A 13,961-nucleotide genomic window follows, 5' to 3' on the forward strand; every position below is an offset into this window, starting at 1 on the left:
AGAGAATCTTTTTAATGCAGCGCGCCACCGCCTTAAAAGGCTTTACCCTCATCGAACTTGTTATCGTGATTATTGTGCTTGGCATATTAGCAGTTATCGCTGCGGCTAAATATGTAGACTTTAAGCGTGATGCTGAAATAGCTCGGGTCAAGGCCGTTGCCGCTGCATTGCAGCAATCAGTTACCTTCTCCCACACTAAATGGCAGCTTATCGCAGGAGTTGGTGCGTTGAACGATCTACCTGACTTTGCCGGAGGGGAGCTTGATATGAACAGCTTTGGTTATCCCCTTGGTATTGGTAAAGGTAACCCGATGGGACAACCAAAAAATATCGGCCAAGGTGAGCAAGGCTGTGTTGATTTATGGAATATCCTACAACAAGATCCAGCCAGTGTTTCGTTATCTAGCATAGACAATAGCAGTGACTTTCAAGCCTATCGTCATCAAGCAGCTAGCAATCCCGATGGTCAAACACAGTGCACTTATGTACTGCGCACCCTTGGCGATACCAAGAGCCGCCAACAAGCCGATATAAAAATCCTCTATGACTCAGTCGCTGGTAGTGTTATTGCGCTTATTAACGATTAAGCCCAGCTTTACAAGCTAGCAGCCAATTTATTGCTTCGCTCAAAGCATAAAGGCGGATATGATCCGCCTTTATAGTGCTTATATGATGCACTTAGATTGTGTACTTAAATTGTGTAGATGGATTGTGTGCTTGTACTGTTTTCGTGTGCTAAGGCTGATTGACTTAACTCACTTATCAAGCACTCTTATCTAGCCCATTTCGCCTCATTGTTCAATAGTGAGTAGTGAAGAGCAAAACTGAGCCGCAAGCAGATCAGTTGTTAATCACTGCTCCACCAGGGACCCACGCTTGTGTGCCATAAAGTGGCACGGTTGAGAGCGCATGCTTGTGGCTACCATTGGTCTCTTTGGTTGAGTAAGACAAATACAGTAATGTTTGGTTCTTTGCATCATAAATACGGCGTACTTTTAGCGATTTAAATAAGATGCTTAATGATTCTTTAAACACCACTTCACCGTTTTTACTCTTATCGATACTGGCAATTTCAGCAGCGGTGATCGGCCCTGTTTGACGACAAGAAATACTCATATCCGATGGGTCCGCCAGGCTTAAATCGGCCTCAATACGGCTAACATGACACGTCACACCAGGGATTTTAGGGTCGTGCCTAGCATCAATAATCACATCTTTGGTGGTAAATAAACCTAAACTCACCTTACCCACATCATCGCCACAACCACTTAGAGCAAGTGTTACGGTCAGTGACAGTCCCAAGCTAATTAACAGCCCTTTAGTTAAGCCCTTCATATCCATTTCCTTTAGCGATTGAGTCAATCAATGAGTCATTGTGACTGATGTAATACTATTTGTGTCAATCTAAACGCCAATAGTCAGCGCTAACAGTAAACGAAATAGCGCTGAGTCGCGCTATTTTTCATTGCCCGTTAAGCAAATACCCTCTGTGCCCAGCGAGTCAGTCCTGCAGTCACACTACCAAAGTGATCCCCTACCACAATTGGGATCTCAGGGAATAAGCCCGAAATGCGTTGGTAAATAGCCGGGCTTCTCGCGGTGCCGCCAGTCACATAAATACGGTCTGGCATCACCCCTGATTGCTCAAGTGCTTCCCGCATCAAGGCTTCGACCTTTGATAACGGTATCGTTATCGCAGTTTCAAAATCAGCTTCACTCACCCTAGCATGTAATCCGTTAGCAATATATTCAAGTGGCGTATCGACGCTATCGCTGCTTGATAACGCTATCTTACTTTGTTCGGCGCTGCGTACTAATTTATAACCTAATTGGTCTTTTTGAACTTTTAGCAGACGCTGAATAAGCTGTGGGTTTTGGGCCTCTTTAATCAAGTCTTCGATTAGCTTTTTAGAGGCCAAAGCACTAAAGTCTCGCTGCGCACTGATATCATTTACTGCCACTGCATTCCAAAAAGGTTTACTTGGCACTGGCAGCTTATTTACCATTAAGCTTCCAAGCCCTAAATGCGGCATAAATGACGCCATAGAAAGCGCAATATCTAAATCATTACCACCAATACGCTGGCCACTATGACCTAAAAAATCTGCGCTACGGTCACGGTTATCAATATGATTAGGTCCCATTTTCACCATAGAGCAATCAGTCGTACCGCCACCAACGTCAACCACCAGCACGGTTAAGTTTTCATCAAGTGACGCTTCATAATCCATCCCTGCCGCTAGTGGCTCAAACAGAAAATCAACGTCGATAAATCCTGCGCGTTTTGCCGCTAACGATAATATCGCTTCAGCCTGTTGATTACTCTGCTCGCCACCTATCCCCTGAAAGTTTACAGGACGACCAATCACAGCATGAGTAATGACTTTCGTACCTAAATTCTTTTCCGCTTGAGTTTTAATATGCATCATCATCAAGGTGACGATATCTTCAAACAGCGCAATTTGGCTCTCTCTTAGTCCTGTTGCGCCAAGAAATGATTTAGGCGAACGCACATAAAAGCCTTCATCAGGCATATCTAAATAAGCGTCGATCGCTTGCTCACCGACAAACACCGCTTGTTCGTTAGGCAACAGATCCAACTCTCGACGGGCAGCAGCGGCGCGGCTTAATTGCGCCGAACGTAAACGAGTATACTCAGCCTGTTCTGCTTGAGGTAATTGCTTTAACACTGCCTCAGCAATGAGTTCCCTATCCATCGCGTAAAGCGTTGAGCTCAAATACTTAGAGTCACCAGATAAGGGTACCAAACGCACATCACCGTCTTCAATAACACCAATCGCACAGTTAGCACTACCGTAGTCAAAACCTACAAACATTCCCTTATCCTTTAAAGCGTAAAAAAGCCGTGCAAAATAGCACACTCAGGCTCAGGGAAAAAGTGTCTTTGATAAATAAAAAAAGCAGCCAAAGGCTGCCTGTTAATATGTCTGTAAATTTAGCTCATCTTTAAGCTAGCAGGCTTGATTTTAAACCCTATGCGCTCTTTTCATTTTGTGCTTTTTTAAGCCGCTCTTTGTGAGTTCGACGACGTTCAATCACCTGACTGACATCACTACCAATATGTGCTTCACCGCGCTGCTTAGATAGCTGCACTTGGCGCTCTCGCTCCATAAATCGCTGACGCTGCTTATCACTGACCTTATCGATACAATGCAAGCAGCTTACTCCTTGAACAAAACTATCCAAAGCCATCTCTTCAGAAGTGATAGGCATACGACAAGCATTACATTGATCGTATTGTCCTTTTTCAAGGCTATGGTTTACCGCTACGCGGTTATCAAATACAAAACACTCACCTTGCCATAAGCTTTCTTCTTGCTTGACCTCTTCAAGGTATTTTAAGATCCCGCCTTCAAGATGATAGACCTCATCAAAGCCCTGCTCTTTTAAGTACGCGGTCGATTTTTCGCAGCGAATGCCTCCAGTACAAAACATAGCCACCTTCTTGTGCTTTACTGGATCGAGGTTTTGCTTCACGTACTCAGGGAATTCACGAAAAGTTTCTGTTTTGGGATCGACGGCATTTTTAAAGGTGCCAATCTGAACTTCGTAATCATTGCGGGTATCGACAAGCAAGACGTCAGGATCTGAAATCAACTGGTTCCAGTCTTTTGGTTTAACATAGGTGCCGACTACTTTATTAGGATCAACGCCTTCTACGCCCATGGTAACGATCTCTTTCTTAAGTTTTACTTTAGTGCGGTAAAATGGCATCACTGGGTCAAAAGAGAGTTTATAAACAATATTGTCTAAACCTGGCTGGCTCGCTAACCAAGCCAATAAATTATCGATAGCGGTTTGTGATCCCGCAACCGTGCCATTAATCCCTTCTTGTGCTAACAGTAATGTGCCTTTAATTTCCGACTCTTCCATCACCTTCAATAACGGGCTTTGTAACTTCTCAAACTCAGCCAAGGTCACAAACTTATACAGGGCACAAACAACTACTTTTGACATATTCATCCTTTTACTGCTAGCTGAAGCTTAACCTTCAGTGCATCTATTATCGGCAGCAAAACATGAGCCACCACGCAAAATTATCCGCGAATTCTACACGGATCACACCAGCACAAACAGGGATAAAAAGTAGGGTTACTTAGCTTGAGTGAAAAATGGAATGAAGGGTTGAATGAAGGTAAGTCATGCTTAACTTACCGGAAAACAAACAAATAAAGCCCTATTCATTAGCATTATAATTAATATTAATGATTGTTATTTAACAAATAAGCGTTGAAAATAGCGGCATAGCACAATTATTTAAGACCAAAATATGCCTCTGCCCACACTCTACTCCTTCAGACGCTGCCCTTACGCCATGCGCGCCAGACTCGGCATTTTCTTATCAGGCCAACATGTTAGTCTCAGAGAAATAGTGCTAAAACATAAACCAGAGCCTATGTTAGCAGCCTCCCCCAAAGGCACTGTGCCAGTGCTGATCCTACAAGACGGTGCTGTGATTGATGAGAGCCTAGAGATCATGTGCTGGGCACTGATGAAGAATGATCCGCACAATTTATTGCAGTGCAATGATCCGCAAAAACAAGAAATCGCTAAAGCGCTGATCCATAGTAATGACCACAGTTTTAAACCTTGGCTAGATAAATACAAGTATGCCGATAGGCACCCAGAGCACAGCAAGCAATATTATCGACAGCAAGGCGAGCAGTATATCGCGCAGCTTGAAAGTATCTTGTCAAAGCATCCGCAACTTATGGGTAATCAAGTGTCAATTGCCGATTACGCTATTTTCCCGTTTATTCGCCAATTCGCTAGCGTAGATAAAAGCTGGTTTGATAATAGCGATTACCTGAATGTGCAGCGCTGGCTAAAGGCCCAGATAGAAAGTGATGAATTTAGTGCGGTTATGGGTAAATACCCAACTTGGCTTGACAGTGGTGAGAGCTTTGCGTTCGGCTAGAACATATTACTAGTAAGTAGATATGTAGCTAACTAACAAATATAAGTAACAAATATAAGTTTAAGTAAATACAGCTCGTTTTAGAACACAAGCGGCTCGTCGCAAGAAACACCTAACCCACAAAGAAAGGCAATAGCCTTACCATTGGTAATCTTGATCTTTACCTAGGTGATCTTCTTCAAAGCGGCGCGTTTCGTGGTGTGATTAGCATTTTTGATACAAAGCAAGGGGCAATTTGATTTTGAACAGAGGTGGCTAAAACGTTAAGGATGGCTCCAAGTTTAACTCTTCGTCAACCGATCATTTATAGACTAAATGATCGGTATGACTAACGAAGAGCTGCTTTATTCAATTAAGCAACTAATTAGTTAGCAGTTACTTAATATAAAGTTCACTGTCTACAGCCTGCTCTGCAGTTGGCTGTGGGACGATTTCGAACTTCTCATCAAAATCAACTTGAGCGGATTTTAGCTTGGTGAGTACTGATTGGTCACCAATAAATTCAGCTTTACCTGATTTTAGTAAATCATTAATGCTTACTGCGCCCATCAGTATTTTTGCCACATCTTGGCGAGTAATACGTAATGTTGCATCCGCCTTTGGCTTCTCCACATTTGATAATTCACTGGCATATTTTGACCATTCAAAATTATTAAAATTACCATTTGCCATTTCAGTAACGTAGAACTCTTTTGTATCTGTCACATCAATATTAAACGTAAACGGCGTATGTTGCGCCACTGTGGAATCTACTTTTACAGCAATAAAATCGAGTAGGTTATCAATCCCCATATTGGACAACACATCATTACTGGCCGCTTTTATTGAACCTGGCTGAATGCCAACTCTGGTTTCTTGTGCACCCGTTAGGTAAACATTTCGCCAGCCAGCACTTTCAGCTTGATAGCCTAACTGCTCATATGTGTCGGCGAGTAAACTACGTGCAGAACGATTGTCAGGACAGACATTCACAACTTTGTCCATGGCAGTCGCAACAAAACGATATTCTCCTTTAACAAAGTCCGCTTTTGCTTTTTCTGTTACGACATCACACCCACCCATATATTCAACAAATTTAAGTGCCTCAGCATCTACGGGTAAAGGGTTTAAATTGGATGGATTCATATCAAAATAGCCAAGGTACATATTATATACTGCACGGGCATTGTGACTGTAACTACCATGGTAACCGTTGGTATGCCAAGACTGCTGAATAGATTCAGGCATAACTTGGTAAATAGCATCACCAAGATCTTGCATAACCATACCATTATTAGCTAAACGTAATGTTTGGTTATGTGTGAAACCATAAGCATCACGTTGCATTTTTAAATATTCATTTATATTATCTTTGTCCCAAATCGGTGCAGAGTGAGAGCCAAACAAATGCTCTGCCTCATGGCCCCACAATTGTATCATCTCATTGATTTTCTTAGACCATTTAAGTGAATCACGAACCTTGGCACCACGTAATGTATAAATATTATGCATACCTTGATAAGTTAATTCGCCTGTCCAAATAGACTTCAAAGAAGGGATAAATGTCACCATTTCAGATGCGGCCTCAGTACCAGAAGCATCTAAAAAGTGCATTTCAACACCATCAATTGAATGCACCTCATACTCACTGTCCCAGTTCATTTCTTTATCGGGAAGTACATAAGACAACTCACCGTTAGCGACCCCTTTTGCAAGTGCAGCATCGACAATACCATGAGCATTGCGTCCTAGTGAGTTACCGTATTGATAGGTGACTCGTCTTGACATGGCGTTGCCTGCTAATACGTTCTCATCAACGATTTCTTTAGTAATATTTCGAGAACCATAAACTTTAACATCAGGGTTGTGCTCCAATACTGCGCGTGAACCACCAAAGTGATCACCGTGAGAATGTGAGTAAAGCATGGCAACGACCTTTAAATCTCCCCCCTCAGGGACTTCGGATAAGAAAAAGTTAAGTGCCGCAGCCATTGACTCTTTAGTCGTTAAGACGTCATAAACAATCCAGCCCGTTTTACCGCGAATAAATGTAGCAGATGCTAAATCAACACCTCGCACCTGATAAACTTGCCCCGGAACCACTTCGTACAAACCATTTGCAGCCTGATTAGCAACAGCTTGACGCCAAAGTGATGGGTTAACACTGTCAGGATATGCTTTGGCCGCTTTAGGGGTAACATCAATAAAAGTGCTGAACTTGTTGCGTATCACTTCACCGGTCGCAGTATCAAGTACCGCAATCAAGCCACGATTATTATCTTCAAATACCTTGGTATCTGCATAATTTAATGTTTTTGCCACCTGCTTATTAGCTTCTATGGTAGCAAGTGTGGCAGGCTTACCATCCATGTCTCTTAACTGTGCTGGGGTAAAATGCTCTAATTCACATTGGTGTCCATCTTCATGTTGGTGAGAATGACTCGTTGCATTCGCAGTTAATACATTAGACAAACTAGCAATGACTGCTACTGCGATGATTGATTTGTTCATAAATGACCTTTTTATTAGTTAATAATAAACGCTAGGGTGCTTAAGAAGTAGTTCAATGAAGCAACACAATTAACGGGACTAATTGCGTCATAAAGGCGAACTTCATTACCCAATTAATGGATCCATGATAATCAGGAAGAATAGTTAAAAACATGAGTTCACAATTGTATTACTCATAAGCCATACTTATATCTAAAAAATGACTCACCAGCATGCCACAATACACAATAAGTGTTAATAGCAGGTTAACTAAATATTAAATAAATACTAAGTGGACAGTAATTCATGGATTTAAACTTACTAGGCACCTTTACTAAGGTTTACAAACACCTTTCTTACACCAAAGCAGCTAACGAGTTAAATATAAGCCAAGCAGCGGTATCTCAGCGCATAAAGCATTTAGAACAAAACTTAAATACAGTTTTGTTTATTCGCAAAGGACGCTCAATTGAAGCCACTGCACACGCTAACTACATGATGACAAAGCTAGAACCAGCGGAACACTTAGTTCGTGAAGCCCTATATGAAATAGGCCATAAAATCTATGTACAAGAGCAGTTTGCTTTTGATTTAGTTGGTTCGAATATTAATATTCTTGCCTCCCCAGATAGCCAATCACAACTGCTTGATGATTTACGAAGGCGTAAAGTCGATTTAGTGGTGGATCTGGTGACAACCAATGATGCTAGTATTATCAGCGAGTTTTTGTATGAAGAACCCATGTTAATTGCCGTAGCCAAGGGCCACCCGCGAATCAAAGCTGACATGACAGTGGATGAATACTATGCTGAGCAACATGTCGCAATTAAAGCTCGCCGCCAAGATATTGATACCTTTACCTTGCTTGCCGATAACCCTAAACCTAGAAATATCGTATTTACAGCCAGTACAATGATGACCCAACTCACTTATGTTGCAAATAGCCAAGCGCTAGGCCTGACTACCACAAGAATCGCCAAATACGCTGCGCCTTTAGGGTTAGACTTTTTTCCTTGCCCAGTAAAGTTATCCAAAGCAAAATTTGAATTGCTTTACCACCGAGTAAACATCAATAACAAAGCTCACCAAGAGTTACGCCGACAAGTAAAAAAAGTCATCATGGATAAGAATTAAACACTATAGCCAGTCATAATGGAGCAATAACATAGCGAGCTTTATCGACGAAATCGATGTTCAGAGTGGCTGCTCATCAGGCTTTTTCGGAGGAGATATTGATTCTGACTGCTGACGTTGCTGCACCTGTTGAAAGAAGAAATGAATGCCATTGAGCTGCAATTTAAGTGACAAGTTAGAGTCGTTTTTCCAGGTTCAGGCGGCGAAAATAATCTTCAATTTGAGCATTCGCTCTCGCTAAATCGAGAACTTAGATAAACGAAAATAGAATCGAGTAATCATGTAAATCGAAGTTAGTTTAAAAGTGCTATTGTTCTTGCGCATACTGATTTAAAAACTACAGGGCTACATTAAGAGCGACATAGGTGCTATATACCAACGATACAAAACTCTATACCCATGTGGTCGGCATTCGCTTTAGCCACACTTCGAGCCTAATGGATAGATAGAAGCTTAACTTGCCCCTGTGCACAGAAAAAATCGATAGTTGATTGTTGGTGAGGCGAGTGCCTTGGGACATCATACTTTCGGAAAAATACTTTGAGGAAAGTACTTTCGAAAAAAGTGATTCCAGCACTACATCTGCTGATCGACCCGAACATAGCCTTGCAAGTAAACGACTCTCACATCATCGTTCACACTGAATATCATTCCTGGATCTAAGTCTTGGATCACCATGACCTGCTCGCCAGACTCTAAAGTAATCATCATCTCTACTAAGCGTAATTCTTCATAGTAAGAGCTATCTCCGTAGCGATTACCAACTCCAGCACCCAGTAATGCGCCCAGAACCGTGGCAACATCTTGGCCAGAGCCGCCACCAAACTGATGACCTATCACCCCACCTATCAACGCGCCGCCAAATGTCTTCCAACCGGTGTTTCTATCTTCAACCAGCTGCTTTTGCGTAATATTACGCACAGAAACCACTTGTCCAAACTCCACCTTTTCAACTGGAACCGCTTGATTGCGATCATATGGTGCGGCAATTGCGGTCTGCATACCAAAAATTAAACAGATAACCGTGAAAACAATAAGATGAGGTTTCAACATAGGACTTTTTCCGCTAACTTTAAGGGTAAGTATATTTATTAATCTTACTCAATTGTGAACTCACTGTCCTATTTAAATCATGATCAACAAGGTTTTCCGCCGCCCGAGCAAGCATTAAGCGATCCTAATGGCTTATTAGCGGTTGGTGGTGACTTACACCCAGAACGTTTACTAACCGCTTATTATAACGGGATTTTTCCTTGGTTTAATCTAGATGATCCTATTCTATGGTGGTCGCCAGATCCCCGTGCGGTATTTGTACCTGGCAATATGAAAATTAGCCGTAGCCTAGTCAAGTACCTTAAAAAACAACAGTGGACCTATACCATAAACCATCACTTTGAGGCGGTTATCGCTGGTTGTGCTGAGCCCAGAGCAGGACAAGATGGCACCTGGATCTCAACTGAAATCCAACAAGCCTATCTGTCTTTACATCAACAAGGTCATGCCCATTCTCTGGAAGTTTGGCAAGATAAACAGCTTATTGGTGGGCTTTATGGCTTGGCTATTGGGCAAGTATTTTGCGGCGAGTCGATGTTTCATCGTGCAACGAATGCCTCTAAAGCTGCTATGATCGTATTACAGCAGCATTTACAGCGCTGCGGTTTTAAACTAATCGATGCACAGGTGGTAAACCCTCATCTAGATAGCCTTGGTGCGAAGTCGATTAGGCGCGATGATTTTCTTAGGCTATTAACCCACTTAAGAGATGGCGAAGTGAGCATTGATAGCTGGAGTAAGGCCGAGGTATCTATTGAACTCTAAATCTAGACCCGTCACGGTGGGCAGAACAAAGCCCTTTGCTTGTAGCTACTTAGACAATCAGCAAGAGCAATTAATGGTATTGCAAGAAGATGTTATTGACGCTAACTTATTCGAGCAACTGTTGGCGCTTGGTTTTCGTCGTAGCGGCAGCATGATCTATAAACCCCAATGCCCTCAATGTAGTGCCTGTTTACCCATTAGATTGCCCATTAATGAGTTTACAATTTCTAAAAGACAAAAGAGAACATTAAAAAATAACCAAGATTTAAGCTGGAAGATTGTTAACCATAAAACTAAGCAGCAATATCAATTGTACGAACGCTACGTTAATACTCGCCATCACGACGGCCCAATGTTTCCAGCGACCCCAGAGCAATACGATAGTTTTGCCACCGCGACTTGGATGCAACCGTTATTTATCGAGCTAAGGCAAGGCGATGAATTAATCGGCGTAGCCGTGACCGACGTGCTGCCACACAGTTTATCTGCCATATATAGCTACTTTGCTCCCGAGCACCATAAACGTTCATTAGGAAGTCTACTTATTTTGCTGCAAACTGAAATTGCAAAAATGATGAAAAAGCAGTTTCTATATCTAGGCTATCAAATTGATGAATCGAGAAAAATGAACTACAAACGCGATTACAGACCACACCAGATCTTAACTCATTCTGGATGGGTTACCGAGATAACAATCAAAAACCAGTGAATTAAACCATAACGAAGCTACAGATAGCGTATATACTCAACCATTGCTTTACAGTTGGATTAATTTGCGGCATGATATGCCCGTTTTATTATTTGAAGGCTAACAGGATAACTGATTAATGGCGAAAGAAGACAACATTGAAATGCAAGGCACAATCCTTGAAACCTTGCCAAATACAATGTTTCGTGTAGAACTTGAAAATGGTCATGTCGTAACGGCACACATTTCAGGAAAAATGCGTAAAAACTACATCCGTATTCTTACGGGTGACAAGGTAACGGTTCAGTTAACACCTTACGATTTGAGCAAAGGACGCATCGTCTTCCGTGCACGCTAAGTTATTAGCCTATGTAACGTAAATTATAAAAAAGCCGGCTCGCGCCGGCTTTTTGTTGTCTTCTATTTCTGTGTTCGATTTTTTGTGTCGTTTTTAGTATCAATAGTTGGATCTGAACTACAGCTATAATCCCCCCCTATCATCATAATGACTCGATACACTGCATTGATTGATGGTGCAATGAACCTGTTCATTATGCTCGTGCATGGAGCCAGTAAACGGGTTACTGACTCATACAAGGTACATTCAATACCCTAGCTTATACTGATTGGTATAAACCAAGGTTAGTGCGTCACTTTCTCTAACGATTCAGTGGTGATAACTATCTCATCTCCCTTAGTGTCAACCCGAGCAATACCGCCCTTCTCAAGTTCACCAAATAAGATTTCATCGGCTAATGGTCGCTTAATCAGTTCAGTCACGACTCTGGCCATTGGACGCGCGCCCATGGACTTGTCATAGCCTTTCTCAGCCAGTAATGTTCGAGCTTCATCACTCACTTCGAGTGTCACTGACTTATCATCGAGCTGCGCTTGCAATTCAACTAAGAACTTATCAACCACTTTCGCAATCACCGTCATATCTAAGTGGTTAAACCAGATAATTGAATCTAAACGGTTACGGAATTCAGGTGAAAACACCTTATTGATTTCCGATAACGCATCCTGAGTATGATCCTGCTGCTTAAAACCTATAGACTTACGGATGGTTTCTTGTACACCCGCATTGGTGGTCATCACTAGGGTGACGTGTCTAAAATCAGCCTTGCGACCATTATTGTCAGTCAAGGTACCGTGATCCATTACCTGCAATAGTAAGTTGTAAACATCTGGGTGAGCTTTTTCAATCTCATCGAGAAGCACTACGCAGTGCGGGTTTTTAATCACAGCATCAGTGAGTAATCCACCTTGGTCATAACCAACATAACCTGGCGGCGCACCAATTAGACGCGATACCGTATGACTTTCCATGTATTCAGACATATCGAAACGAACGAGATTAAGGCTTAAGCACTTGGCTAACTGGCTGGTCACCTCGGTCTTACCCACACCAGTAGGGCCTGCAAACAAAAAGCTACCCACTGGTTTGTTTTCGCCACTGAGTCCACTTCGAGACAAGCGAATCGCAGAGCTAAGCCCTTCAATCGCCATATCTTGACCAAACACGACCATCTTAAGGTTACGCTCAAGGTTTTTAAGCATATCCTTGTCAGAGCTCGATACGGACTTCTCAGGGATCCGCGCCATCTTCGCGATAATCGATTCAATTTCTGACTGACCAATGGTCTTTTTACGTTTGCTCGCTGGCTGCATCGCCATACGCGCCCCCGCTTCATCAATCACGTCAATGGCCTTATCAGGTAGATGTCTATCATTGATGTGCTTGTCGGACAATTTCGCCGCCACACTCAGCGCAGCCATGGTGTAACGCACATTATGGTGCTCTTCGTACTTTGACTTAAGACCTTGTAAAATCTTGGTGGTCTCAGCAACCGAGGGCTCGTTAATATCCACTTTTTGGAATCGACGGGCTAAGGCACGATCTTTTTCAAAAATACTTTGATACTCTTGGAACGTTGTTGAGCCCATGCAACGTAACTTGCCGCCAGATAACAACGGCTTTAGCAAATTAGAGGCATCCATGACGCCGCCTGACGCGGAGCCTGCACCAATAATGGTGTGGATCTCATCGATAAACAATATCGCATGTTCGTCATTTGCCAGCTCTTTTAGCAAACCTTTAAAGCGTTTTTCAAAGTCGCCGCGGTATTTTGTACCCGCGAGCAGCGCACCTAAGTCGAGCGAATAGACAGTGGCCTGACTCATCACTTCAGGTACTTCTTGCTTGACGATACGATAAGCTAAGCCTTCGGCTATTGCCGTTTTACCCACCCCCGCTTCACCGACAAGCAATGGGTTATTCTTACGGCGACGGCAAAGAATTTGAATCGAACGCTCAATCTCTTCTGTGCGGCCAATAAGTGGGTCTATACTGCCGCTCTTGGCTAATTCATTTAGGTTAGCGGTAAACTGTGACAAGATACTGCGCTCTTCTTCTGCCTCAGTTTGCTCCTCGCTCCTATTAGGTTCAGAGTCGGTATCGATATCGTTTTTTGAAAAACCATGAGAAATAAAATTAACAACATCTAAACGTGTCACATCGCCTGTGCGCAGCAGGTAAACAGCTTGAGATTCTTGCTCACTAAAAATGGCAACTAAGACGTTGGCACCATTGACTTCATTGTGCCCTGAAGACTGCACATGAAACACCGCTCTTTGTAAAACACGTTGAAAACCAAGCGTTGGTTGAGTTTCTTTTTCGTCTTCTGGATCGGAAATAATCGGAGTCGTTTGTTGAATGAAGCTAGCCACTTCATCCCTGAGTTTTTCTAAATTTGCTCCGCAAGCAACTAACGCCTCTTGTGCGGCAGGATTATCGATTAACGCCAACAATAGATGCTCTACCGTCATGTATTCATGACGTGCATCTCTGGCTTGTTGAAAAGCCAGGTTTAAGGTGACTTCAAGATCTTTATTTAACATAAGCACCCCCTA

General features: G+C 42.6%; 12 protein-coding genes. 6 read left to right on the forward strand and 6 right to left on the reverse strand.

The window, feature by feature from the left end:
* Window positions 1–14 precede the first annotated feature (14 nt).
* Window positions 15–587: a type IV pilin protein gene (locus tag ACVBIK_RS09400; RefSeq protein ID WP_447169536.1), complete on the forward strand. Its 573-nt coding sequence runs from the start codon at window positions 15–17 to the stop codon at window positions 585–587.
* A gap of 253 nt (window positions 588–840) precedes the next feature.
* Here the strand turns inward: ACVBIK_RS09400 and ACVBIK_RS09405 are convergent, their stop codons facing one another.
* From ACVBIK_RS09405 to trhO, 3 genes are all read right to left on the reverse strand, one after another.
* Window positions 841–1,335 (reverse strand): CreA family protein, encoded by a 495-nt coding sequence (locus ACVBIK_RS09405; RefSeq protein ID WP_447169537.1) that lies wholly within the window; start codon window positions 1,333–1,335, stop codon window positions 841–843.
* Window positions 1,336–1,472: 137 nt separating this feature from the next.
* Window positions 1,473–2,837, reverse strand: coding sequence for a molecular chaperone (gene yegD, locus ACVBIK_RS09410; RefSeq protein ID WP_447159978.1), 1,365 nt, complete (start codon window positions 2,835–2,837; stop codon window positions 1,473–1,475).
* 157 nt (window positions 2,838–2,994) lie between these two features.
* Window positions 2,995–3,978 carry an oxygen-dependent tRNA uridine(34) hydroxylase TrhO gene (gene trhO / locus ACVBIK_RS09415; protein ID WP_447159979.1) on the reverse strand — a complete coding sequence of 328 codons (984 nt, stop codon included), beginning with the start codon at window positions 3,976–3,978 and terminating at the stop codon, window positions 2,995–2,997.
* A 313-nt stretch (window positions 3,979–4,291) separates the two neighbouring features.
* On the opposite strand from trhO, the gene ACVBIK_RS09420 reads away from it, so the two are divergent.
* Window positions 4,292–4,939 (forward strand): glutathione S-transferase, encoded by a 648-nt coding sequence (locus ACVBIK_RS09420; RefSeq protein ID WP_447169538.1) that lies wholly within the window; start codon window positions 4,292–4,294, stop codon window positions 4,937–4,939.
* A 375-nt stretch (window positions 4,940–5,314) separates the two neighbouring features.
* Here ACVBIK_RS09420 and ACVBIK_RS09425 read toward each other — a convergent pair whose 3' ends face one another.
* Window positions 5,315–7,429, reverse strand: a complete 2,115-nt coding sequence (locus tag ACVBIK_RS09425) for an alkyl/aryl-sulfatase (protein ID WP_447169539.1) — start codon at window positions 7,427–7,429, stop codon at window positions 5,315–5,317.
* A 285-nt stretch (window positions 7,430–7,714) separates the two neighbouring features.
* On the opposite strand from ACVBIK_RS09425, the gene ACVBIK_RS09430 reads away from it, so the two are divergent.
* On the forward strand, window positions 7,715–8,542 hold the full coding sequence (locus tag ACVBIK_RS09430) for a LysR family transcriptional regulator (protein ID WP_447159982.1): 828 nt from the start codon (window positions 7,715–7,717) through the stop codon (window positions 8,540–8,542).
* 576 nt (window positions 8,543–9,118) lie between these two features.
* Here the strand turns inward: ACVBIK_RS09430 and ACVBIK_RS09435 are convergent.
* On the reverse strand, window positions 9,119–9,595 hold the full coding sequence (locus ACVBIK_RS09435) for a glycine zipper 2TM domain-containing protein (RefSeq protein ID WP_447159983.1): 477 nt from the start codon (window positions 9,593–9,595) through the stop codon (window positions 9,119–9,121).
* Between the two features lie 54 nt (window positions 9,596–9,649).
* On the opposite strand from ACVBIK_RS09435, the gene aat reads away from it, so the two are divergent.
* From aat to infA, 3 genes are all read left to right on the forward strand, one after another.
* Entirely contained in the window at window positions 9,650–10,360 is a 711-nt protein-coding gene (gene aat, locus ACVBIK_RS09440) for a leucyl/phenylalanyl-tRNA--protein transferase (protein ID WP_447169540.1), read from the forward strand.
* Complete coding sequence (locus tag ACVBIK_RS09445) at window positions 10,350–11,069, forward strand: arginyltransferase (protein WP_447159985.1); 720 nt, start codon at window positions 10,350–10,352, stop codon at window positions 11,067–11,069. Before aat ends, ACVBIK_RS09445 begins: the two co-directional genes overlap by 11 nt.
* Window positions 11,070–11,187: 118 nt before the next feature.
* On the forward strand, window positions 11,188–11,406 hold the full coding sequence (infA, locus tag ACVBIK_RS09450) for a translation initiation factor IF-1 (protein ID WP_026959988.1): 219 nt from the start codon (window positions 11,188–11,190) through the stop codon (window positions 11,404–11,406).
* Between the two features lie 284 nt (window positions 11,407–11,690).
* Here infA and clpA read toward each other — a convergent pair whose 3' ends face one another.
* Window positions 11,691–13,949, reverse strand: a complete 2,259-nt coding sequence (gene clpA / locus ACVBIK_RS09455) for an ATP-dependent Clp protease ATP-binding subunit ClpA (protein WP_447159986.1) — start codon at window positions 13,947–13,949, stop codon at window positions 11,691–11,693.
* Between the last annotated feature and the right edge of the window lie 12 nt (window positions 13,950–13,961).

Source organism: Shewanella sp. 125m-1 (assembly GCF_052977065.1).

Excerpts from the sequence above, each read along its gene's own strand:
- ACVBIK_RS09430 (WP_447159982.1), top strand. The coding sequence starts at position 7,715 with ATGGATTTAAACTTACTAGGCACCTTTACTAAGGTTTACAAACACCTT.
- infA (WP_026959988.1), top strand. The coding sequence starts at position 11,188 with ATGGCGAAAGAAGACAACATTGAAATGCAAGGCACAATCCTTGAAACC.
- ACVBIK_RS09400 (WP_447169536.1), top strand. The coding sequence starts at position 15 with ATGCAGCGCGCCACCGCCTTAAAAGGCTTTACCCTCATCGAACTTGTT.
- trhO (WP_447159979.1), bottom strand. The coding sequence starts at position 3,978 with ATGTCAAAAGTAGTTGTTTGTGCCCTGTATAAGTTTGTGACCTTGGCT.
- clpA (WP_447159986.1), bottom strand. The coding sequence starts at position 13,949 with ATGTTAAATAAAGATCTTGAAGTCACCTTAAACCTGGCTTTTCAACAA.
- ACVBIK_RS09435 (WP_447159983.1), bottom strand. The coding sequence starts at position 9,595 with ATGTTGAAACCTCATCTTATTGTTTTCACGGTTATCTGTTTAATTTTT.
- yegD (WP_447159978.1), bottom strand. The coding sequence starts at position 2,837 with ATGTTTGTAGGTTTTGACTACGGTAGTGCTAACTGTGCGATTGGTGTT.
- ACVBIK_RS09420 (WP_447169538.1), top strand. The coding sequence starts at position 4,292 with ATGCCTCTGCCCACACTCTACTCCTTCAGACGCTGCCCTTACGCCATG.
- ACVBIK_RS09425 (WP_447169539.1), bottom strand. The coding sequence starts at position 7,429 with ATGAACAAATCAATCATCGCAGTAGCAGTCATTGCTAGTTTGTCTAAT.
- ACVBIK_RS09405 (WP_447169537.1), bottom strand. The coding sequence starts at position 1,335 with ATGAAGGGCTTAACTAAAGGGCTGTTAATTAGCTTGGGACTGTCACTG.